21 protein-coding genes and 1 pseudogene are annotated in these 24,237 nt (G+C 29.2%); 7 read left to right on the forward strand and 15 right to left on the reverse strand.

Going from position 1 to position 24,237, the window contains the following annotated elements; translation table 11 throughout:
• Positions 1-74 precede the first annotated feature (74 nt).
• The gene (locus H9W90_RS05580) at positions 75-2,570 is read right to left on the reverse strand and encodes a M14 family metallopeptidase (RefSeq protein WP_187483469.1); all 2,496 of its coding nucleotides are present in this window, start codon (positions 2,568-2,570) and stop codon (positions 75-77) included.
• Positions 2,571-2,909: 339 nt separating this feature from the next.
• Here H9W90_RS05580 and H9W90_RS05585 point away from each other — a divergent pair, with 339 nt between their 5' ends.
• The 3 genes and pseudogenes from H9W90_RS05585 (at position 2,910) to H9W90_RS05595 (ending at position 7,499) form a co-directional block, all read left to right on the forward strand.
• Positions 2,910-3,440: an RNA polymerase sigma factor gene (locus H9W90_RS05585; protein WP_367890066.1), complete on the forward strand. Its 531-nt coding sequence runs from the start codon at positions 2,910-2,912 to the stop codon at positions 3,438-3,440.
• A 165-nt stretch (positions 3,441-3,605) separates the two neighbouring features.
• Entirely contained in the window at positions 3,606-6,503 is a 2,898-nt protein-coding gene (locus H9W90_RS05590; RefSeq protein WP_187483470.1) for an FAD-binding and (Fe-S)-binding domain-containing protein, read from the forward strand.
• A gap of 5 nt (positions 6,504-6,508) precedes the next feature.
• Positions 6,509-7,499: pseudogene (locus H9W90_RS05595) on the forward strand (aldo/keto reductase).
• Between the two features lie 90 nt (positions 7,500-7,589).
• Here the strand turns inward: H9W90_RS05595 and H9W90_RS05600 are convergent.
• From H9W90_RS05600 to H9W90_RS05610, 3 genes are all read right to left on the reverse strand, one after another.
• On the reverse strand, positions 7,590-8,444 hold the full coding sequence (locus H9W90_RS05600; RefSeq protein WP_187483471.1) for an OmpA/MotB family protein: 855 nt from the start codon (positions 8,442-8,444) through the stop codon (positions 7,590-7,592).
• Positions 8,445-8,601: 157 nt separating this feature from the next.
• Positions 8,602-9,471: an OmpA/MotB family protein gene (locus H9W90_RS05605; RefSeq protein WP_187483472.1), complete on the reverse strand. Its 870-nt coding sequence runs from the start codon at positions 9,469-9,471 to the stop codon at positions 8,602-8,604.
• A 208-nt stretch (positions 9,472-9,679) separates the two neighbouring features.
• Complete coding sequence (locus H9W90_RS05610; RefSeq protein ID WP_187483473.1) at positions 9,680-12,328, reverse strand: valine--tRNA ligase; 2,649 nt, start codon at positions 12,326-12,328, stop codon at positions 9,680-9,682.
• Between the two features lie 123 nt (positions 12,329-12,451).
• Between H9W90_RS05610 and H9W90_RS05615 the strand changes: the two genes are divergently transcribed.
• Entirely contained in the window at positions 12,452-12,859 is a 408-nt protein-coding gene (locus H9W90_RS05615) for a DUF1573 domain-containing protein (protein ID WP_187483474.1), read from the forward strand.
• Here the strand turns inward: H9W90_RS05615 and H9W90_RS05620 are convergent.
• Positions 12,856-14,190: an aspartyl protease family protein gene (locus H9W90_RS05620; protein WP_187483475.1), complete on the reverse strand. Its 1,335-nt coding sequence runs from the start codon at positions 14,188-14,190 to the stop codon at positions 12,856-12,858. The genes H9W90_RS05615 and H9W90_RS05620 overlap by 4 nt on opposite strands.
• Before the next feature lie 150 nt (positions 14,191-14,340).
• Here H9W90_RS05620 and H9W90_RS05625 point away from each other — a divergent pair, with 150 nt between their 5' ends.
• Positions 14,341-15,531, forward strand: coding sequence for a pyridoxal phosphate-dependent aminotransferase (locus H9W90_RS05625; RefSeq protein ID WP_187483476.1), 1,191 nt, complete (start codon positions 14,341-14,343; stop codon positions 15,529-15,531).
• Positions 15,532-16,542 carry a UDP-N-acetylmuramate dehydrogenase gene (gene murB / locus H9W90_RS05630; RefSeq protein WP_187483477.1) on the forward strand — a complete coding sequence of 337 codons (1,011 nt, stop codon included), beginning with the start codon at positions 15,532-15,534 and terminating at the stop codon, positions 16,540-16,542.
• A gap of 61 nt (positions 16,543-16,603) precedes the next feature.
• Here murB and H9W90_RS05635 read toward each other — a convergent pair whose 3' ends face one another.
• From H9W90_RS05635 to aqpZ, 10 genes are all read right to left on the reverse strand, one after another.
• Positions 16,604-17,665: a YHYH protein gene (locus H9W90_RS05635; protein ID WP_187483478.1), complete on the reverse strand. Its 1,062-nt coding sequence runs from the start codon at positions 17,663-17,665 to the stop codon at positions 16,604-16,606.
• A gap of 6 nt (positions 17,666-17,671) precedes the next feature.
• A complete protein-coding gene (locus tag H9W90_RS05640; RefSeq protein WP_187483479.1) occupies positions 17,672-18,346 on the reverse strand; it encodes an SCO family protein in 675 nt (224 codons plus the stop codon).
• On the reverse strand, positions 18,315-18,926 hold the full coding sequence (locus tag H9W90_RS05645) for a toxin-antitoxin system YwqK family antitoxin (protein ID WP_187483480.1): 612 nt from the start codon (positions 18,924-18,926) through the stop codon (positions 18,315-18,317). The genes H9W90_RS05640 and H9W90_RS05645 overlap by 32 nt, the downstream gene beginning before the upstream one ends.
• Complete coding sequence (locus H9W90_RS05650; protein WP_187483481.1) at positions 18,926-19,666, reverse strand: YHYH protein; 741 nt, start codon at positions 19,664-19,666, stop codon at positions 18,926-18,928. Before H9W90_RS05650 ends, H9W90_RS05645 begins: the two co-directional genes overlap by 1 nt.
• Positions 19,667-19,795: 129 nt before the next feature.
• Positions 19,796-21,202 (reverse strand): CotH kinase family protein, encoded by a 1,407-nt coding sequence (locus H9W90_RS05655; RefSeq protein ID WP_187483482.1) that lies wholly within the window; start codon positions 21,200-21,202, stop codon positions 19,796-19,798.
• 30 nt (positions 21,203-21,232) lie between these two features.
• The gene (locus H9W90_RS05660) at positions 21,233-21,526 is read right to left on the reverse strand and encodes an EF-hand domain-containing protein (RefSeq protein ID WP_187483483.1); all 294 of its coding nucleotides are present in this window, start codon (positions 21,524-21,526) and stop codon (positions 21,233-21,235) included.
• A gap of 161 nt (positions 21,527-21,687) precedes the next feature.
• Positions 21,688-22,173 carry a hypothetical protein gene (locus H9W90_RS05665; RefSeq protein ID WP_187483484.1) on the reverse strand — a complete coding sequence of 162 codons (486 nt, stop codon included), beginning with the start codon at positions 22,171-22,173 and terminating at the stop codon, positions 21,688-21,690.
• A gap of 5 nt (positions 22,174-22,178) precedes the next feature.
• Entirely contained in the window at positions 22,179-22,493 is a 315-nt protein-coding gene (locus H9W90_RS05670; protein WP_187483485.1) for a hypothetical protein, read from the reverse strand.
• A 60-nt stretch (positions 22,494-22,553) separates the two neighbouring features.
• Positions 22,554-23,198 carry an RNA polymerase sigma factor gene (locus tag H9W90_RS05675; RefSeq protein ID WP_254712530.1) on the reverse strand — a complete coding sequence of 215 codons (645 nt, stop codon included), beginning with the start codon at positions 23,196-23,198 and terminating at the stop codon, positions 22,554-22,556.
• Between the two features lie 15 nt (positions 23,199-23,213).
• Positions 23,214-23,900: an aquaporin Z gene (gene aqpZ / locus H9W90_RS05680; RefSeq protein ID WP_187483486.1), complete on the reverse strand. Its 687-nt coding sequence runs from the start codon at positions 23,898-23,900 to the stop codon at positions 23,214-23,216.
• Between the two features lie 132 nt (positions 23,901-24,032).
• Here aqpZ and H9W90_RS05685 point away from each other — a divergent pair, with 132 nt between their 5' ends.
• Positions 24,033-24,236, forward strand: a complete 204-nt coding sequence (locus H9W90_RS05685) for a membrane or secreted protein (protein ID WP_187483487.1) — start codon at positions 24,033-24,035, stop codon at positions 24,234-24,236.
• Position 24,237 lies beyond the last annotated feature (1 nt).

The following is a 24,237-nucleotide window of genomic DNA, read 5'->3' on the forward strand; positions in this document are numbered from 1 at the left end:
GTATATAAATTGTCAAAAACATAAAAAAATCCCACAAAAGTGGGATTTTAAATTTTAAATAATAATGTTTATAATTACATTTTATCCCCAAAGAAAATTGCATTCATTAACAACTTGTTAGTTCCATACCAAAAGGCTCTAAAGTTTGTATTGTCAGTAAAAACTAATACTTTTCCTCTTCCCATTCTTTGTACTTTAAAAGGAACTGTATTCTTAATTACTTTTGCATTTTCTTTCGAAATATAACCACTTAATAAAGGATTTGAAGTATACTGAATAGGATTGTTATAACTCTTTTTGTCCGCTTTTATAAAGATTGTTGAATTTCTAAATAACGCAATTTTATCATTCTTATAACCAAAATTAATAGGATGAGACCTGTCTGTTTTAGCTTCAAAAATTGCACCACCAATATACTGTGCACCAGATTGTAAGCCTTTGTTTTCAAAAGAAACATCTTTAATAGTATCGATCTTTGTTTTATCAAATTCTAAATTGATAAACTTTTTACTTTCCAACCATCTTGCAGTATTTTTATAACCAATTAAAATTCCGCCATTTTGTACCCAAGTTCTTAATTTTTCTTCAGCAGATTTGCCTAAACTATAACTACTTGGAACTACAATTGCAGAATATTTACTAATATCTACTCTCGAAAAGTATCTCATATCTAAACGTGTTAAAGCCATATCGAAACGTTGGTCTAATAGGTGCCAGATTTCTCCAGAATCGTTTCCTGCAATTCCATCTCCAACCAACATTGCCACTTTTGGTTTGTCAATTGAACTAAAATTATTCGAACCTAAATCAATTCCGTCATTTAAACCGGTTTGAACTCCATTTATAGAAACATGACTTTCCTCTGCCGTTTTTTGTAAAAATTGATACATTTCTAAAGCATTCAATTTTTGATTCTGAACAGGAATAAAAATCGTTCCATAATCGTAAGAATTGCCACCATTATTAAAGTTTTTCATCGAAACTTTTGCACTTAAGCCTTTTTGTAAAATGGCGTTTAAAGCTTTTGGAGCATAATATTCATTCCAAGGCATTAAATATCCATAATCACTTTTAAATGAAACAGTTCCTGTTTTCATTTTTAAATCTGCAATTTCATTTCCAGCTTTCGAAAGTGAAATATTTTCAGCATAATCAACACCAAAAGAATGGTTAAAAGTCCATGCAGAAACATCATAAAACAAACTATCCTTAAAAGTTTTACGAACATCGAACATCGCTTTTACTAGACGTTGGTTCTTCTGATTCATTGGAACTACATAGCTGTATCCTTTTTTAAATGTTTTGCCATTTTGAGTAAAATCTGACTTTACATCGTGAATTTTCACTTGATGACGTTTTAAAACTTCGGCTAAATGATAACTTTTGGCAGCATCTTTTTCATCACCAAAAACAATTGCTTTATTTGAAAATCCGCTTCTAGATTCTTTGTAAAAATCTTGCTGATATTGCAAAATTTTAACTCTCATTTTTCTGGCAGCTTCTAATGTAGATAATGCTGCTGTAAACTGATTTCTAATCGTAAAAGGGAACGTTAAAATACCATTTACAGTTTCTTGTGCATGACCTCTTGAACTTGCTTGCTCAAATAAAATTCCAATACTTCCATTAATATCTGGGAAGGTAGAACCTTTTCCATAATAGAAATCGTCAAAACTTTCTTCAGAATAATATAAAGAACCTATTTTATCCAAAGCTTTTGCATGATAAGTGGCAATTTCTTTGGTTAAATCTTGATTCATTTGTGGAGTCAAAGGATTTGTTCTACTTGGTATTCCAGGTTGAAAAAAGAAACTCGAATTGCTTCCCATTTCATGATGATCCGTTAAAATATTTGGCATCCATTTATGAAAACTTGCAATTCTTGCGCGACTTTCTGGCAATTGTACTGGCAACCAATCTCTGTTCATATCAAATTGATAATGATTAGTTCTTCCTTTTGGCCAAATCTCTGAATATTCACGATCATTAGGATCGGGATTTATGTTTTTACTTCGGTTCGTATTTGCCCAATATGCAAAACGTTGCAAACCATCAGGATTAAAAGAAGGATCAAATAGAATAACCGTGTTTTCTAATAAATTATCGATTTCACTTCCTTCTGCAGCTGCTAAATAATAAGCTACAGCCAAGGCTGCATTCGATCCACTTGGCTCATTTCCATGAATGGAAAAACCTTGATATACCACAATTTTATTGTTAGAAACATCAGCAGAACTATTTGTAGCATCAACATGATTTTTACGAATACTTTCTAAATTTTGATGATTTTTAGGTGAAGTAATCGTCAGTAATAATAAAGGTCTGTCTTCAAACGTTTTCCCTCTATTTTCTATAGAAATTCTATTTGATGAAGCAGCTAAAACTTTCATATACTCAGCCAATTTATCGTGTGTAATATGCCACTCACCTACTTCATGACCTATGACAGATTTTGGTGTTGGAATGTTTTTATTATAAGTTACATCTTTAGGTAAATAATAAGATAAATCCACTTTTTGTGCAGAAATAGAAATGGATATAAATAAGAAAAGTACAAATAGTTTTTTCATTCAAGTAAAGTTTGGTTATCTAACAAATATATGAATTCAAAAATGTTCTATTTTAGACTTTAACATTGATTTAAGTTTTTTGTAATTAAAAGGGATATTTATTTTCAGACCCAAAGAAAAACTAATCATAAATCATTATTAATAGAATTATAGCAATGGATATTGAAATTAAAATTCTTCAACTGATTGAGAATGCTATCTAACCTTACATTTAAAAAATAATATATAAGATGCAACTATTTATTAAAGTCTTGCTTAATAGCGTTAAAATATAATTTATATGAGGCATTGATGCTTTTTGTTTAAAAGTAATTTCGTCTTAAGTAATAAATTGACTTGATGATAGAATTAGAAATTTTAGTAAAGAATTTTAAAAGCAAAGACCATCTTGCTTTTGAAGAATTATATAGCATGTACCATAAGAGTATATATGGTGTTATTTTTAATATGATAAAAGATACTGAAATTGCAAATGATTTAACTCAAGATGTATTTATAAAAGCTTGGAACAATTCTGAAAAATATTCAAATAAAAAAGGGAGATTTTTTACTTGGCTACTTAACATTGCTAAAAACACAACTATTGATAAAATAAGATCTAAATCTTATAAAAACAACAAAAAAAATGTTAGTTCAGAAGATTTTCTAAATAGTTTTATGTGTAATATAGATTCAAATTCTACTACTAATACTATCGGTTTAAAAAATATGGTGTCTAATTTAGAACCGAAAATAAAGAACATATTAAACTTAATCTATTTTGAAGGTTTTACTCAAAAAGAAGTTTCAGAAGAATTAAACATTCCTATGGGAACAGTTAAAACAAGAAAAAGAAATGGTTTAAATTTATTAAAAACATTATTTGTTTAAATGTTTCTTTGAATTTTATCTTAAATAATAGCATTATTTACTGATAATCTAAAATTACTCTTTTATAATTTAACAAATCCACAAAAATTTAGAAACTCAAGCGCTATTCAGTATTAATGGAAATATTATTCAGATATTTGTAATTAGATACTTTTTCAATTACAAATGATTCAGAATACTACTTTAGAAGCTTTACACAACTCACTTTCTGGTGATGTTTTATTCGATAATTTACACAAAACATTATATGCAACAGATGCTTCTGTGTATAGAAAAATTCCTTTGGCAGTTGCGTTTCCAAAAGATGTAAAAGACCTTAAAACATTAATTGCCTTTGCAACCGAAAATAAAATCACTTTAATACCAAGAACTGCAGGAACTTCATTGGCAGGACAATGTGTTGGAGATGGAATTGTGGTAGATGTTTCTAAACATTTTACAAAAACGCTTCATTTTGATGAAAAAGCGAAAACCATAAAATTAGAACCAGGAATTGTAAGAGATTCTTTAAATGTGTACTTAAAACCTTTTGGCTTATTCTTTGGCCCAAATACATCAACTTCTAACAGATGTATGATTGGTGGAATGGTGGGTAATAATTCTTCTGGAAGTACTTCTATAAAATACGGAGTAACTCGTGATAAAGTATTGGAAATTGAAGCTATTTTGAGTGATGGCTCTTCAGCAATATTTAAAGAAATAACTTCGGATGAGTTTCTAGAAAAAACAAAATTAGAGACTTTAGAAGGACAAATTTATAAAAGTATTTATTCGGAATTAATTTACGATTCTGCACAAAATGAAATTAAAAAAGAATTTCCGAAACCAGAAATTCATAGAAGAAATACAGGCTATGCAGTTGATGAGTTTTTAAAATCAGATTTATTTGGCGGTACAGAACCAACCATAAATGTGGCAAAGTTCTTATCAGGAAGTGAAGGAACATTAGCTTTCTCAACTTCAATTACTTTACAATTAGACGACTTACCTCCTACTGAAAGTATTATGGTTTGTTCTCATTTTACAAGTATTAACGAGAGTTTAATTGCGACGTTAACTGCCATGAATCATAATTTATACAATTGTGAATTGATGGACAAAGCCATTTTAGATTGTACTAAAAACAATAGAGAATTAGCTAAAAATAGGTTCTTTTTACAAGGAAATCCAGAAGCAGTTTTAATGTTAGAAGTTTCTGCAAATACATTGCCAGAAGCAGAATTATTGGCTGATAAATTGATTGCAGATTTAGAAAAAAACAATTTCGGATATCATCATCCTAAAGTATATGGAAAAGATATTGCGAAAGTTCATTATTTAAGAAAAGCAGGTTTAGGAGCTTTAGGAAATATGGTTGGCGATATGAAAGCGGTTGCTTGTATTGAAGATACAGCTGTGGCTTTAGAAGATTTGCCAAATTATATTGAAGAATTTACCAAAATTATGGATAAGTATCAGCAAGACGCAATTTATTATGCCCATGCTGGAGCTGGAGAATTGCACTTACGTCCGATTTTGAATTTGAAGAAGAAAGCAAATGTTGTTTTATTCAGAAAAATAACCACCGAAACTGCGGAATTAGTAAAAAAATACAAAGGTTCTTTTTCTGGAGAACATGGAGATGGAATTGTACGTGCAGAATTTATTCCATTAATGATTGGTGAAGAAAATTATCAATTATTAAGAAGAATTAAAAAGGCTTTTGACCCTAATAATGTCTTCAACAAAGGGAAAATTACAGATGCTTTTGCCATGGATGAAAATCTACGTTATGAAGTGGATAGAATTGAACCAAAAATAAAAACCATTCAAGATTTTTCTGATAGCGAAGGAATTTTAAAACTTGCAGAAAAATGTAACGGTTCTGGAGATTGTAGAAAACCTGTGGAAGCTGGAGGAACCATGTGCCCAAGTTATAGAGCTACAAAAGATGAAAAAGACACCACAAGAGCAAGAGCAAATACATTGCGTGAGTTTCTAACAAATTCCGATGAAGCAAATAAATTTAATCACAAAGAATTAAAAGAAGTTTTCGATTTGTGTTTAAGCTGTAAAGCGTGTGCTTCTGAATGCCCAAGTAATGTTGATATTGCTACTATGAAAGCCGAGTTTTTATATCAATATCAAGAAACAAACGGCTATTCTTTTAGAAGCAAATTATTTGCTAATAATGTAAAATACAACAAATTAGGAAGCATTGTTCCTGCTTTAACAAACGCTATTTTAAGTACACCATTTGCAAAAGCTGCAATGGGAATTGCACAGAAAAGAAGTGTGCCAAAATTGGCTTCAAAAACTTTAAAAAAGTGGAGTAAAAAACAACCAATATCTAAAAACAAAAGAGTTGTTTATTTATTTTGTGATGAATTTACAAACTTTTATGATGTTGAAATTGGAAAAGATACTTTCGACTTGTTAGAAAAATTAGGCTATAATTTACAAATTGTAAATCACGAAGAATCTGGAAGAAGCTTTATTTCTAAAGGTTTTTTAAAAGAAGCAAAAGCAGTTTGTAATTTAAATGTAGAAATATTTAAAGATATTATTACAGAAGAAACTCCGTTAATTGGAATAGAACCTTCAGCAATTTTAACTTTTAGAGATGAATATATTCGTTTAGCAGATGATAAAAAAGCCGCAGAAAAAATTGCTAAAAATGTCTTTACTTTTGAAGAGTTTTTAGCCAAAGAATTAGAAAAAGGTAATTTAGATACTTCTCTTTTTACTTCAGCATCTAAAACTTTAAAAATTCATGGACATTGTCATCAAAAAGCATTGTCTGGAACACATGCAAGTTTTCAAATCTTAAATCTTCCAAAAAACTACTCTGTAACAATTATAAATTCAGGTTGTTGTGGAATGGCAGGTTCTTTTGGTTATGAAAAAGAACATTATGATATTTCTATGCAAGTTGGTGAAGATACGTTGTTTCCAAAAGTTAGAAACACACCAATAGAAACAGAAATTGTTGCTGCTGGAACAAGTTGTAGACATCAAATTTTTGATGGAACAAAACGTATTGCAAAACACCCAATTACTATTTTAAAAGAAGCTTTAAACTAATTTTTATGAGTAAAAAAAGCAAGTTTGTAGCAGATGAAAATCGCTATGAAAAAATGAAATACAGAAGAACAGGAAATAGTGGTTTATTATTACCTGAAATTTCTTTGGGTCTATGGCATAACTTTGGAGATGTTGACAATTTTAAAAATTCAAGAAAACTTTTAAAATGCGCATTCGATAACGGAATTACACATTTCGATTTGGCAAATAATTACGGTCCTCCTCCTGGTTCTGCTGAAAAGAATTTTGGAAAGATTTTAAAAAAGGATTTTAGTTCTTATAGAGATGAATTGGTTATTTCTACAAAAGCAGGTTATGGAATGTGGCCTGGACCTTATGGAGATTTGGGTTCTAAAAAATATTTGGTTTCTAGTTTAGACCAAAGTTTAAAAAGAATGGACTTGGATTATGTGGATATTTTTTATCATCATAGACCAGATAATGATACGCCTTTAGAAGAAACTATGGGTACTTTAGATCTAATGGTTAGACAAGGAAAAGCATTGTTCTAATTATCAGCCAGAAGAAGCGGAAAAAGCATTTAAAATTTTAAAAGGTTTAGGGACACCTTGTTTAATTCATCAACCAAGATATAGTTTGTTTGATAAATGGATTGAAAATGGTTTGTTAGATTTATTAGGAAATTCTGGAGTTGGAGCCATTTGTTTTTCGCCTTTAGCACAAGGAATGTTGACAGGTAAATACATAACTGGCTTGCCAAAAGATTCTAGAGCTATAAAAGACAGTCCTTTTTTAAATACAGAAAAAGTGATGGAAATGCTTCCTAAAATTAAAGCATTAAATGAAATTGCAAAAAATAGAAATCAGAATTTGGCACAAATGGCAATTTCTTGGATTTTAAAGGATGATAGAATTACTTCTGTTTTAATTGGTGCAAGTAAAACAGAACAAATTTTAGATAGTGTTAAAGCCATAAAAAACACAACATTTACAGAAAGTGAGTTATTAAAAATAAATAAAATCACTGATTCTTAAATATACTTGTAAAGTCAATTTTAAATTATATAGTAAAAAAAAAAAAGCTCCTAATTAGGAGCTTTTTTATATTGAATAATCAAGAATAAATTAGTCTTTTTCAATAATTCCATCTTCTGCTAATAATGCAAAAAACTTATTTAAATTAGGTAAAATTACAATTCTTGTTCTTCTATTTTTTGCTCTATTTTCATTACTTGTATTTGGGTACAAAGGCTGTGTATCTCCTCTACCTGAAGCTATTAGTCTGCTTCCATCAATATTAAACTTGTTTTGTAAAAGTCTAACAATAGAAGTTGCTCTTTTTACACTTAAATCCCAATTATCTTCAACAGCAATATTACTAATGGTTTTAGAATCTGTATGACCTTCAATCATAACATCTATACTTGGTTCAGACTCAATAATGTCTGCCAATTTTGTTATTAACTCTAAAGCACTGTTTTTAACTTTATAACTTCCAGAATTAAAAAGCAGTTTATCGGAAACTGAAATCATTACTAGAGTTTGTTCTATATTAATATCTATGTCATCAGAATTATTAAATTCGGTTTTTCCGAGAGTCTTTCTTACAATATTATAAGAAACTGCCAAATTCATAGAATCTTTTAAAGTCTTTGCTGATGCTAATTTTTTAGGATCAATTTTAGATAAAGTTTTATTCATTAATGCTCTTCCTTCTTTAGAAATAACAACATTGTCATTTAACATATCTAACTTTAATGCGTTTTCTTTTTCTAGATTTGCATTGTCTCCTTTTAGAGAATTTATCTTTTCATTGTAAATTTCTACTCTCCTATCTATTTTGTCAAATTTTAGTTCTAATTTCTGTAAATTTCCTTTCGTTTCAGAATATTTTGTTTTCAATTCTGAATACTTCTTTTTAGAAACACATGAAGTTGCTACTAATAAAATTATTGATAATGGTAAAATAAATTTTTTCATAGGTAGTTTTCTGTTTTTTGAGATTAGATAAATATAGTTATATTTTTATAATTGAAACATTTGAAGATTTTTTAATCCATTCTTTAATAAGAAAATGCATTATTATAACATAAAAAGCTCCTTTTAAAGGAACTTTTTATGTTGTAATAATTTTAAATTATTGTTCTAAAGGCTTTTCATTTGCTAATAATGCAAAGAATTTATCTAAATTAGGAAGAATCACAATTCTTGTTCTTCTGTTTTTAGCTCTGTTTTCTGAAGACGTATTTTCTACCAATGGCATAGTAGAACCTCTACCAGAAGCAATTAATTGGCTTCCATCTACGTTGTATTTATTTTCTAAAAGTCTTACAATAGACGTTGCTCTTTTTACACTTAAATCCCAATTATCTTGTACTGTTACATTATTAATTGTTCTAGAATCTGTGTGACCTTCAATCATAACATCCATACTTGGTTCAGATTTAATTACGTTTGCTAATTTTTCAATTAATTTAAAAGCGCCTTTTTTAACTCTGTAACTTGTTGTATTAAATAATAATTTATCTGAAACAGAAATCATAACAACAGTTTGATCTATGTCTATATTTATGTCATCAGAATTATTTAAATCTTCTGTATTCATCTTACTTTTTAAGTTGTAAGAAATAGCCAAGTTTAAAGAATCTTTTAAAGTTTTTGCTTCTGCCAAAAGAGCTGGATCTACTTTAGATAAAGTTTCTCTCATACTCTCACGGGTTTTATTAGAAATTACTGCAGCATTACCTACCATATCTAATTTAACGTCATTCTCATTCTGTAAAGCAACATTATCACTTTTTAGAGAATTAATTTTTTCATTATAATTTGCAACTCTACTTTCAATTTTTGCAAACTTACTTTCTAATTCTTCTTTTTCTAAAGTAGTTTTTTGAAGGTTTCCTTTAGTGTCTTTATACTGACTTTCTAAAGCAGCATATTTTTTCTTTGACACACATGAGGTTGCAATTAAGGATAATGCTACAACTGGAATAATAAGGTTTTTCATAATTAATTAGTTTAAGTTAAATAACCATTTAACGGTCATTTTTTGTTATTAAATTATACTCTATTATAATTAGAACAACTCAACTTTAAAAAACCCTACCAAAAAATTATATTTATTTTAGAAAAACTTATTTTTTTTACTTTTAAAAAACAAAAAAGCCCATAAAACAGTAGTTTTTATGGACTTATACTATTTAAAAAAAATAATTTTATTTTAAAGAATTTAAACTACTTTTTATAGTTTCTATCTTTGCTAAAGTATCTGCTTCTTTTTTACGTTCTAATTCTAGCACTTTTTCTGGTGCATTATTTACAAAACGCTCATTAGATAACTTCTTTGTAATTCCGAATAAGAAACCTTCTGCTCTTTTTAATTCTGCTTCTAATTTCTTCACTTCTGCTTCTACATCTATATTTTCAATAGAAATTGGTACAAAATATTCGTTAGATTTTACTCTAAATGAAGCACCTTCTACTTTTTCTGCAACATAATTAATAGTTGATGTGTTTGTTAATTTCTGAATAACAGCATCAAAATCTTTAGAAGATTTATCATTATCTATTACAAATAATTCAACAGCATCTTTAAAAGAAATATTTTTATCTTTTCTAATGGTTCTAATTCCAGAAACTACATCTGTTGCAAATTCAAAATCTGTAATAATATCCTCATTAAAATCTTTAATTGTTGGATATTTTGCAATTATTAACGCTTCTTCTGTAGATCTATCTGCAATATATTGCCAAATTTCTTCTGTTAAAAATGGCATAAATGGGTGCAATACTTTCAAGTTATTTTCTAAAACTTCAATAATTGCATCAAACGTTGTTTTATCTATTGGTTGTTGATATGCTGGTTTTACAATCTCTAATAACCAAGAAGAAAAATCGTCATTTATCAATTTATAAATTGCCATTAAAGCGTCTGATAATCTATATTTAGAAAAATGATCTTCAATTTCTGCTAACGCTTTTTGAAACTTCGCTTCATACCATTCTAAACCTATTTTAGAAGTTTCTGGTTGTGGCAAACTTGCATCTACTTCCCAACCTTTTATCAAACGGAAAGCATTCCAAATTTTGTTAGCAAATCCTTTTCCTTGCTGACATAAATCTTCGTCGAACATTAAATCGTTTCCAGCTGCAGAACTTAACAACAACCCAACTCTTACTCCATCTGCTCCATAATCTTTAATTAAACCTAGTGCATCTGGCGAATTACCTAAAGATTTAGACATTTTACGTCTTTGTTTATCTCTAACTAAACCAGTTAAATACACATTATTAAAAGGTTTTTCATCTTTATATTCATATCCTGCAACAATCATTCTTGCCACCCAGAAAAATAAAATATCTGGTCCTGTAACTAAATCGTTTGTTGGATAATAGTATTTAATTTCTTCGTTTTCTGGATTTCTAATTCCGTCGAAAACAGACATTGGCCATAACCAAGAAGAAAACCAAGTATCTAATGCATCTTCATCTTGTCTTAAATCTTCTATCTTGATTTCTACAATTTTAGAAGTGGTTGCAAATTTTTCTTGAACTAATTTAAAAGCTTCTTCTCTATTTTCTGCAACAACAAAATCTTCTTTTCCATCTCCATAAAAATATGCAGGAATTTGTTGTCCCCACCAAAGTTGACGAGAAATATTCCAATCACGCACATTTTCCATCCAATGACGGTATGTGTTTTCGAACTTTTTTGGATATAAATTGATTTCAGCATCTTCTCCTAAAACAGCATCAATTGCTGGTTGTGCAAGATCTTTCATCTTTAAAAACCATTGATCGGATAATCTTGGTTCTATAACTGCCTTTGTTCTTTCTGATGTTCCTACTTTATTGGTATGAACTTCAGTCTTCACTAAAAAGCCTTTTTCTTCTAATTCTTTTGATATTTCTTTTCTTACTACAAATCTGTCTTTTCCTTGATAATGTAATCCGAATGAATTTAAAGAAGCATCATCATTAAAAATATCTATTACTTCTAATTTATGCTTATCTCCTAAATTTTTATCATTTTCATCATGCGCAGGCGTTACTTTTAAACAACCTGTACCAAACTCTACATCTACATATTCATCTTCAATTATTGGAATAATTCTACCACATAAAGGTACAATTGCTTTCTTTCCTTTTAAATGTGTAAAACGCTCGTCATTTGGGTTGATACAAATTGCCGTATCTCCAAAAATAGTTTCTGGTCTTGTTGTAGCAATTGTTAAAGTATCGTCTGAACCTTCAATTTTATATTCTAAATAGTACAAGTTTCCTTGTCTTTCTTCGTGAATTACTTCTTCATCTGAAAGTGTTGTTTTTGCTTCAGGATCCCAGTTTACCATTCTGTAACCTCTATAAATTAAGCCTTTGTTGTATAAATCGACAAAAACTTTAATTACAGATTCAGACATTTCTGGATCCATTGTAAAAGCAGTTCTTTCCCAGTCGCAAGAGGCACCTAACTTTTTTAATTGATCTAAAATGATTCCTCCATATTCATCTTTCCAATCGAAAGCATGTTGCAAAAACTCTTCTCTTGTTAAATCGCTTTTGCTAATTCCTTGCTCTTTTAATTTGGCAACTACTTTTGCTTCTGTTGCAATAGATGCATGATCTGTTCCAGGAACCCAACAAGCATTTTTACCTAATAAACGTGCACGTCTAATTAACACATCTTGAATGGTATTATTCAACATGTGTCCCATATGTAAAACTCCAGTTACGTTTGGTGGCGGAATTACAATGGTGTAAGGCTCTCTTTCATCTGGCGTTGAATGAAAATAATTATTTTTCATCCAGTAATCGTACCATTTGTCTTCTACTTGGCTTGCATCATATTTAGATGGAATTGTCATACTTTGGAATAATTTTTGATATATAGTTGGCAAAAATACAATTATCTATTATGAAGAGAAAATTAGTAGTTGATTTTTTAAAACAAATTATTAGTCTTAATTTTACACTATAAAATTTTAGTTATGAAAACATTCGGAACTTTAGTAATCGCACTTTTTATTACATTTTCAATTAATTCTCAAGAATTTAAATTCGAAAAAGAAACAATCGATTATGGCAAAATAGCTAAAGGCTCTAATGGCGAGCGTATTTTTGTTTTTACAAATATTGGTGATGCTCCGTTAATTATAAAAAACATTCAATCTTCTTGTGGTTGTACAGTTCCAAAAAAACCAGAACAACCAATTATGCCTGGAGAAAAAGGAGAAATAAAAGTTTCTTACGATACAAAAAGACCAGGAGGTTTTTCTAAACAAATTACTATTTTCTCAAATGCTAAAACATCTACAAAAGCTCTAAAAATTAAAGGTTTTGTTTCCAAAGAAATTTTTCTTGCAAAAGAAAAAAGTTTACTTTCTGAAGATAATTAGATTTTCTTTTCTAAACGAAATTCAAATTTTATTTTTTCGCCATTTCTTCTAACAGTAATTCTAATTTTCTTTCTGTCTTTTTCTTGAAACCTATTAATAATATCATTTAAAGTAAATTCATGGGAAGGTTTCCCATTAAGACTTAAAATAATATCTCCTTGCATTAAACCAACTTTGTCTGCAGCAGAGTTTTGTAATACTTTTCTAATTATATAGGCAGGTTTAAAGTTAAAAGTATATCTAGTAACAAAGGAAACAGAATTTCTATCACTTGTGCTTCTGTCATAAGGTGTTTTAAATACTTGAGACACTTTTTCTTTAACAAGCTGTCTACCGTGATAAACAACATCCAAACCACTCATGTTATAATTAAATCCATTTTTAAAAGAACCATTCTTTTTTAGTACAAGTTTTTTATTTGGGTAATCTATCCAAACTTTAAACCTTTTTAAAATATTACCTCCAATACTACCATTGCGTTGTTTAAATTTTCTTGCATTGTGTGTAGATGCTGAATCTAAAAAAGAAACTGTAGGATTTTCAATTTCGAATTCTCCTATTTTGAATTGAGGTATTCTGCTTCTATTTCCAAAAATTGTTCCACTTAAACCTTCACCTAATATATCATTAAAAAAACGTTTTGGTGTTTTTATATTTTCTTTAGAATTTTCAAATAACCACAAAGCATCACTACCACCAGAATCAATTAGCATTTTAACTTCTGTCATTTTATTGCCAATTGTATCTAATTGAACCATTGCATTTACAAATGGTTTTTTTCTATAAAACAATAGCGGAATCGTTTCACATTTTCTACATTTAGAATACGTATAGGTATCTGGATTATAAAAATCAATTTTCTTGGTCTTATAATTTATTCTAACGACAAAATCTTTTAATAGGCTATACCCAATAATTCCATGAATAGTTGTTCCCATTTTGCTAGATAAATCAAAATAATCTTTTAAAATAACATATAGAGATTCATTGCTGCTAACAATATTTTTAATTTTAAAAGTGTTGTTCCTAGATAATAAAGCATCTACAGCTTTTCCTTTTCCCAAACCGCGTAAACTCACTTTTTTTGTATTTAAAAGTCCAACACTATCATTTTTAGTTAAATTAAAAAGGATGGTTTTATTAACACCTGTATCTAATATAAATGAAAGTTTATCTCCATTTATTTCAATAGGAATTACAATTAAATTATTTATGAGTTTAAAACTAATTTGCTCGTGGTTGCTATCTGAACCAAAAATTTTAAATTCAGATTGCGCATTTGCAATTTGAATAAAAAAAAGTAAAATAAAAAAGAGAATAGTTTTTTTCAAAAAAAATGTTTTATAATTTGAAGATACAAATTAAGATTAGGTTTTACTTCTTATTTAGGAAAATTTTAACCTTTAAAGAATCCTTATAAAATTTAAAGATGTGGAATTATTTTTGCAAATTTGCATAGTTAAATTTTGAAAAAAAATAATATGCCATCAATATCTAAAAAAGGAATACAAATGCCAGAGTCACCAATTAGAAAATTGGTGCCATATGCAGAAGATGCTAAAAAAAGAGGAGTAAAAGTTTTTCATTTAAATATTGGTCAGCCAGATATTAAAACACCACAAGTAGCTTTAGATGCTGTTAAAAACAATACCATAGAAACACTTTCATATGCACGTTCTGAAGGTTCGGAAGAATACAGAACCAAATTAGCGAGGTATTATGTTAATAATAACATTCCAGTAACTGCAGATAATATTATTGTAACTACTGGTGGTTCTGAAGCATTACTTTTCACGATTGGAAGTATTACAGATCCAGGAGACGAAATTATTATTCCGGAACCATTTTATGCAAACTATAATGGTTTTTCTACAGCTTCTGGTGTAACAGTAGTTCCTGTAATTTCTAAAATTGAAGATAATTTTGCCTTACCAAAAATTGAAGATTTCGAAAAGTTAATTACCAATAAAACCAAAGCAATTTTAATTTGTAATCCAGGAAACCCAACAGGATATTTATATTCTGAAGAGGAAATCGAAAAATTAAAAAAGATTGTTTTAAAACACGACCTTTATTTAATTGCTGATGAAGTGTATAGAGAATTTGCTTACGATGGCTTAAAACATACTTCCGTTTTATCTTTAGAAGGTTTAGACCAACATGCAATTGTTATCGATTCTGTTTCTAAACGTTACAGTATGTGTGGTGCAAGAATTGGTTGTATTGTTTCTAAAAATGTAACTTTTGTAAAAACGGCTATTAAATTTGCACAAGCACGTTTAAGTCCACCAACGTATGCATTAATTGCAAGTGAAGCAGCTTTAGACACACCACAATCTTATTTCGACGATGTTATCGAGGAATATGTTTCTCGAAGAAATACATTAATTGCTGAATTGAAAAAAATTGACGGCGTAAAAGTTGCCAACCCAAAAGGTGCTTTTTATTGTGTAGCAGAATTACCCGTTAAAGATTCTGATGCTTTTGCACAATGGTTATTAGAAGATTTTAATTTGAATAACGAAACAGTTATGGTTGCTCCTGCAAGTGGATTTTATTCTACTCCTGGTGAAGGAAAAAACCAAATTAGAATGGCGTATGTTTTAAATGAAAACGATTTAAAACGTTCAGTTGAAATTTTAGCAGAAGCTTTAAAACAATATCCTAATTAGTTGAAAATTCAACAAAACATATCGCTTAAAAATTACAACACGTTTGGTATTTCTACAAATGCCAAACGTTTTGTTTCTATTACTTCTTATTACGATTTACAGCAATTGTTAAAAGTTGAAAAAAACCTTTTCTTAATTTCTGGCGGAAGTAATATGTTATTGACAAAAGATATTGAAAAGTTGGTTGTTCATATTGATATGAAAGGGATTTCTATTGATAATGAAGATGATAATTTTGTCTATATTACTGTAAATGCTGGTGAAAACTGGCACGATTTTGTCCTTTTTTGTATTGCTGAAAATTATGGCGGAATCGAGAATTTATCTTTAATTCCTGGTAATGTTGGTACTTGTCCTATTCAGAATATTGGTGCTTATGGAGTTGAAGTAAAAGATACAATTACCAAAGTTGAAGCGATTGAAATTGAAACTGGTAAACGAGTTACTTTTTCGAATGAAGATTGCCAATTTGGATATCGAAATTCAATTTTTAAAAATGAATTAAAAGGGAAAGTAATTTTAACTGCGGTTAGTTTTAAATTGACAAAACAAAAGCATCAATTAAATACTTCTTATGGAGCTATTGAAACTGAATTAGCTTCAAAAAATATTACAAAACCGACTTTAAAAAACATTTCTGATGCTGTAATCACCATCAGAAAATCTAAACTTCCAGACCCAAAAGAAATTGGAAATAGTGGTAGTTTCTTTAAAAACCCTGTGATTTCTAAAGAACAATTTTTAGAGCTTCAGAAACAAAACCCAAATGTACCAAGTTACACAGTTTCTGAAACTGAAATTAAAGTCCCTGCTGGTTGGTTGGTAGAACAAAGTGGATTTAAAGGAAAACGTTTTGGTGATGCTGGTGTTCACGAAAAACAAGCCTTAGTTTTAGTAAATTATGGAAATGCTTCTGGGGAAGAAATTTACGCACTTGCTAAAAAAATTCAAAAAACAGTTTTAGAGAAATTTAAAATTTCTTTGGAAATTGAAGTAAATGTAATCGCATAAAAAAGTCTCATCAAAATATATTTAACGAGACTTTTACTTAATTTAAATCAAACTCAATTTATTATCTTCTAATTCCTCTATTTGTTCTTGTTACTTTTTGTAATTCTTCTTTCGAAATAAAACCATCAGCATTTAAATCAATTTTAGAAAATTGTTCTTTTAAAGGTCCTTTTATTTCACTTTTAGATAATTTCCCATCTTTATTTGTATCCATTTGCGCCATTAAATCTCCTCTTCTTTCTCCTCCACCTCTTCTTTCCTCTTGAGTAACTTCTCCCATTAAACAACGACTTACATAAGGAAATTCATTGGTAACAATGTACATGTATTTTCCATCGACTGTAATTCCATTACATTCATCTAAATCGCCTGAATTAGCAACATATTCAAAATCTGAACCATAAGAACCATCATGATGTCCACCTACAGAAATATCTAATGTTTGCTTCGGATTTGTGTAAGTACAATCTTCACCTTCACGATTTCCGTCTAACAATTTATAACTCGGTTTATAAGCACTACTTTTAGAATAATAAATAGGAAAACCATCGTTTGCAAAACCAATATGAACCAAATCTTTACCGGAATCGAACTTGGTAATAACTTCAGTTGGAGTTCCATGATAATGATACGCTCCTGTTGGTTGCACATGTGCATTGTTAAAATCTAAACCTAAATCTATTATATCTTGAAAAGCTTCTACTCTGTAGTTTTCGCCAGTTTCACAAACTACAACTTCCGCAGTTCCAGGTTCAAATTTCACGCCATTTAAAGCAACTCCTGGTTCTCTAACCCAAGTTGGTTTTCCAGTGTATTTTGGATTTACTGGTAATAAATACGTTCTTTTTTGTGCTGAAATTGTATTCGGATTTCCTTTTCTTGGAAACTCACCTGTTTTATGATTTGGTAAGGCATTTGTAACTATTTTTCTTTCAGTATCTGTAACTGTTACAATTGTTTTTGTGCCAAAATTTTTATCTTCTAAACTGTAAGAACCAAAGTAACCTTCTTTTTTATGAGCGTGGTTTGTTGTTTCTTCTGAATGTGTATGAGAATGACTGTTGCTTTTACAACTTGTGCATAAAAGACCAAAGATTGCTATGGTTAAAATTCTATTTATCATTTTATTCTATTCCTTTTTTAAAGTTTTTATATCTGCAATTAATTGAATTACAGAATTTTTATTTAAACCGTTATAAATACCTCTAATGTGTTTATTTTTATCAACTAAAATAAAATTCTCTGTGTGCAAAAAATCATCTAAACCTTTTGGTTCTCCCAAATCTTCTTCTACAAAATAAGATTCTCTACCCAAATCGTAAATTTCTTTTTTATCACCTGTAACCAAATGCCAATTCTTTTGAATATTTTTATCTATAGCATATTTTTTTAGTTTCGCTACAGAATCTATACTTGGTGTTACTGAATGTGAAAGCATTAAAACTTCATCATCATTTATAAATTCTTGTTGAACCAAATCCATATTCGAAGTCATTTTTGGACAAATTCCAGGACAAGTTGTAAAGAAAAAATCGGTTACATAAATTTTATTTTCAAATGTTTTTTGAGTAATCGTTACTCCATTTTGGTTGGTTAAACTAAAATCTGGAATTTTATGAAATGATTTTAAATCTTTACTATTAGAATCTAACCATTTTGGAGTAAAAGATGCTTCATTAAAATAAGGCAAAGCATCTACTCTACTTGTAACTTTCTCTTTTTTAGTTGCAGAATTATTACAGTTAAATAATAAAACTGTTATAAAAATGAAACTAATTTCTTTTAGCTTCTTCAATTTTTTCATCTTTTAATTGATAACATAAATTTGCTCTTTGTAAGCCAAATTTTCTTCCATTTTTGGCTTCATAATTCACATAAATCTTTCCGTTTTGTAGCCATGCTTTTTGCATACCTTTCTCTTGTCCTTTCTCTAAAGTTCTTTCTTTAGATAATTGACCATTTCTAAACCATTTTCTTTCAATTCCTTCTACAAAACCATTCACATAAAAAGCTTCTGATTGTAAAATTCCATTAGACCACCAAGTTTTATAGGTATTTACTTTTCTATTTTGATGATAAAAAGATTCAATTCTTAACGTACCATCATTATACCATTTCTTTGCTATGCCTTCTTTTTTTCCTTTATGATAACCTATTTTGTTTTCCAACTTTCCATTATTATGAAAAGTAACTGCAAAACCATTAAAAGGTTCATTTTTATAGTACCATTTTCCTTCTAATTGATTTAGTTTTAAATCTTTCTTATCGACTTCAACAGTATCAATTATTATTTCTGAAATACTATTTATCTCTTCTTTTTCAACTTGTGTCTTACAACTTAAAAAAGAAGAAATCAATAAGAAAAATAGTAGCTGATTTTTCATTAATAACCTTGATAAGGACCTTCAAAAACTACATAAGAACCTGTAGTTGAGTATAATTCGTTCTTAATATGATAATGATATTCTACTTTACCTTCACTATGTTGTGTTTCTGTAGAATGCCCCCCAGAACTATCTAAATCTGTTGGATAGGTTCCTGTTGAGTTACATTTTCTTCCATAAATAAAAACACCGTCTAAAAGAATACCAACTAAATTATCATCGTCATTTGTAAACGCTTTTGGTTCTAAATGATAATGGTAAACTCCTGGACCAATATGAGCTCCTGTCCAATCTAAACTTGCAGCAGCTTGATCTAAAGCTCCATTTCCTTCTTGGTCATTAAAAATTGAAGCACCACTTACAGCAATACCAATTGTATTTAATTGAGTGGAAACTGTAGCGCCTGTTAAATCTGGAGTGGCATCTACACGAATTGTTGTGGCGTTATTATTATCATTTATTTCTGTTGGAGTTAAAGCCACATTTGGTTCATCTCTATATAAACTATTTCCAGAACCCCAATACACAGTTTCATGATTTGGCAAACCTGTAGTTTCTATTACAACATCATTTCCGTCTAAATAAATTTCTACGGCATTTGAATTAAAATCTGCAAAAGCTTCATGTAAAGTTCCTGTAACAATTACTTCCTCTTCAACACTTGAAGATGAACTACAGCCTACTGTAATTGTTATAAATAATAAAGTTAGTAGTGATAATTTTAAAATTGATTTTTTCATTATAAGTTAAATTATGTTTGTTATTAATTTAGATGCAATAAGTAAAAAAAACTTGCGCTGGTTTTATTTTTTTTAAAAAAGCTCCGCAATTTCTCACGAAGCTTTCAATCAACTAACCAAATTCAAATTTTATTTTAAATAATCTTCTGCTGCTGTTTTTCTTGACGAAACATGAGACTTTAACTGATTTACAGCCGTTTGAAAGTCTGAACTATTTCTTAAAAATGTATAACCAGCAACTTCTGATGTTGCAGCAGATTCAATTAATGCTGCATAAGAAGTATATAAAGATTGTATTGTAGTTTCATTAAATGCGCCTTCAATTGTTTCTTTTACGTAGGCATCATATTTTTCTTTGTAAACTTCATCTTGGTACAAATAACCAATTAATGGCCACTGACTTGCATTTAATCCAGAGAAATTTAAAGCATGAGAACCTCCTTGTTTACCTGTTTGTAGCGCTTCATTATTATCCCAAGGAATCCAAGTTAATTTATTGGTATCAGGGTTATTATACAAGAAATAATTATGTGTCATTCTTCCATAAGTATCCCAATTTTGTATAACTGTATTTACAGCTAAATATTTTAGAAAAACATCTGTATCTAAAACTTCTTCTAAATTTGTTCGCCATGTTGCAGTGTCTGTAGTTCTTGTACCATCATGTAAAACCGATAACAAATTAGAAACATCCATAAAATCTGCTTCATCTTCATTTGTTTTCTTTTCATATTCACTTTCATTGAAAGTTCCTGCTGCAAAACTTGCGGCATCTCCATCTGGCTTGTATAAATTTCCATTATCATCAGAAAATTGTGTGTCTATAACAGTATCATCTACTTCTTCCACTAAAGTATATAATCCGAAATATTTTGGTCCATCTCCATGATCTACATAAACTGTATAAAAAGCAGTGTGAGAAGCGGCTAAACCTGCATTTCTAAATACATCTGTAGCTACTTTTTCTCTTAACATAGAACTATCTTCATAGTTATTTTTTAAACTTAATTTCTTAAATCCGTAAAAACGCTGATTTTTAATTTGCGGATAATCATCTTCAAATTCGTCGAAATCTAATTTGAATGATAATTTTAAAATTCCACTTTTCCAACTCGATTGTAGACTTGAGTTTCCTTTAAAACGCAAACCAACTCTGTACCACTGTTTTCCATTATAATAAACTTCTCCAGGAACAAAAATTGGGTTTTCATCAGAATCTACTAATCCTCCTTGTCCTCCACCAGAACCAAAAGATCCATAAGTTGCAGTCATATCATCTAACATACTTTGCCAACGAGCTGCAGTAATTACTAAATCTAACCTTTTTACTGCATTGTCTTCGAAAACTTCATCGAAATTAGGATCAGCATCCTTACTATGCGTTTCTGTTGTCCAATCTGTTGCTTCGAAATCTGTGTCGTCAATTACAATTACTTCTTCATCTTCTATTACTTCATCAGTAACTTCATCTTTAGAACATGAAAATATAATTAGTATTATGAATGTTGAAAATAATATTTTTTTTAAATTTTTCATTGTGTTTATTTTTAGTTGATACATCTATTTTTAGTTTCTTGGTCTTCTATTTCTTTCTGGTTTTGGTGCATTTTCTAATTCTTCTTTAGAAATGAAACCATCATTATTAGTGTCAATTTTAGAGAAATCTTTAGCTAAAGGTCCTTTTGCTTCGTTTTTAGATAATTTTCCATCCTTATTTGCGTCCATTTCTGAAAAGATTGCAGAGATACTTTTTCTTTCTCCGCCTCTTTTTCCTTTTGAAGTTTCTTCTGATGATTTGCAAGAAATAATTATACTTGATACAACTATTAATGCTCCTAAAATAATTGTGTTACGTTTCATAAATAATTTATTTTTTAAAATTGTTTTTTAGTTTATAAGAGTTTAGATGCAAGCTTTTAAAAAAACTTGTTTCATAAAATCTCCTTTAACTTTACTTTAACAAAAAACCCTATTTCTGTGAAGAAATAAGGTTATTTTTTAATGAGTTTTAAATATTAAAATTATCTTGGTGGATGACCTTTTCCATCTCTTGGTGGAGGCATTCTACCATCATTTGGCTGTCTTCTTTCTCCTCCTTTTAATGCTTGTTTAATAATTTTATCGAACATATCTACTTGATCTTCTTTGCATAATTTTCTAACAGCAGAGAAAAAACGATGTATTTCTGCTTCCTTTTTAGCTTCTAAAGTTCCTATTTTAATAATGTTTTTTTCTGGATTTATATTTTTATCAGAATAAGAACTAAATAATTCATCTTTTTCTTGTCTTATTTCTCTATCTATTTCTTGCATAAAACCTCTATGTGTTTTATCTAAACTTCTAAATTCTTCTTTCTGATTTTTCGAAAACTGTAATTGTTCCGTTAAAAAAGTTCTATTAGGATTTGGTCTTCTGTTTTCATGCGGTTTCTTAATCAATAGAAAGATTAAAACTCCATTCATAATTAGTAAAAGACCTAAAAGAATTGGTAGTAATTTTGTTTTCATTTCTTTTAATTTAAAAGTGAATTAGACGTTTCTTGTAAAGAATATTCTTGCGCAAAACTATTAATATCGGAAGTTGTTGTTACTTCAGTACTATTAAAAGCATAATAAATTGCACTTGTATTCATAAGCAATACAATTACAAAAGCTGCCAATTGTAATTGTGGCGTAAACCAATTAATTGCTATTTTCTTTTCTTCAACATTATTTAACTTTTGTAATATTTTATGTTTCAAAAAAGGGTTTACTTCTACCTTATTGATGTCTTCTAAAACATTAAATGTATCTTCAACCTTCTTTTTTATGTGTTCTTTATTTTCCATTTAATTTAATTTTACGAACTAACATATGTATTTAGATGCAAGTCTTTTAAAAAACTTGCACTAATTTTCTGATTTATAAAAATTTTCTAATTTTTCTTGTAATGTTTTCTTTGCTCTAAACATTATAGATTCTACAGATGATAAACTTTTACCTGTAATTTCAACAATTTCTTGATAGCTTTTACCATCTATTTTTGCCAAAGTAAAAACAACTCTTTGGTTTTCTGGCAACGTATTTATCACTTTAAAAATAATATCAGATTTTTCTTTATTCTCTAAAATAATTCCTGGATGATTAATTTCTGTAAAATAGCTGGTTTTATCTACAGGAATTTCATTTCCTAAAATAGTTTGCATAAAAGCAAAACGTTTTTTGGAATTCTTCTTTCTGATAAATTCCAAACATTTATTGGTGGCAATTTTATAAATCCAAGTAGATAATTTAGAATCTCCTTTAAATTTAGAAATCGATTTAAAAACTTCTAGAAAAACTTCTTGTACAATATCTTCTGCATCTTCTTTATTGGGTACAAAAGAAATACAAGTGCCAAAAACCTTCTGCTGAAATTCGTCAATAAGTTGACTAAATGCAGTTTGATTGCCATTAATAAGTAGCTTTATAAAATCTTGTTCTTCCAAATTAGTTTCTAAAAAAGTAAACATACAAAAAAACCAGATAAACAAAAGTATATCTGGTTTTACCATATATTAAAATATCGTTTAGTCTTTACTAAATAACGCTTTATGAATTAAACCTGCAACTATAGCTCCAGCAATAGGCGCTAACCAAAACAACCAAGATTGTGTTAAATATTCTCCGCCTGCAAAAATTGCCTGACTCATAGAACGAGCAGGATTTACTGAAGTATTTGTAATTGGAATACTAATTAAATGAATTAAAGTTAACGCTAAACCAATTGCGATTCCTGCAAAACCTTTAGGTGCTTTTGGGTACGTACTTCCTAAAATAATTAGCAAAAAGAACATTGTTAAAAGGAATTCTGCTAAAAATGCAGATTGCATAGAATACTTTCCCGGTGATAACTCGCCATAACCATTTGCCGCAAAACCTCCAATAGATTCAAAATCTGCTTTACCAGAAACAATAAAATACAATGCACTTGCCGCTAATATTGCCCCAGCTAATTGCGAAATAATGTATGGAATTAATTCCTTTGCTTCAAATTTCCCACCAGCCCAAAGTCCAATAGAAACTGCGGGATTAAAATGTGCTCCAGAAACGTGCCCAACAGCATAAGCCATAGTTAAAACTGTTAAACCAAAAGCAAGAGAAACTCCCACAAATCCGATTCCTAATTCAGGATAACCAGCAGCAAAAATGGCGCTACCACATCCTCCAAATACTAACCAAAAGGTTCCGAATAATTCGGCGAAATATTTTTTCATAATGTTATAAAGTGTTTAATTAATTGATTATAAATATGAACCATAAATATAATAAAAGTCACATTTAAAAATAACGTTCATATTTTTTAGAGTACAATTAGAATATGTATCTTTGTATTACAATTATTACTTATGAAACTGTTACTTATTACTTTAGTATTATTAGGCCTTGGTGTTGCAGGAATCGCTATTAAGATTTGGGCAAAAAAAGATGGTAAATTTGCAGGAACTTGTGCAAGCCAAAACCCAATGATAAATACAGAAGGTGAGAATTGTGGTTTTTGTGGAAAAACTCCAGAACAATATGCAGATTGTAACGAACCACAACACAATTAAT

This window comes from Polaribacter pectinis, from assembly GCF_014352875.1.
GTDB classification, from domain to species: Bacteria; Bacteroidota; Bacteroidia; order Flavobacteriales; family Flavobacteriaceae; genus Polaribacter; species Polaribacter pectinis.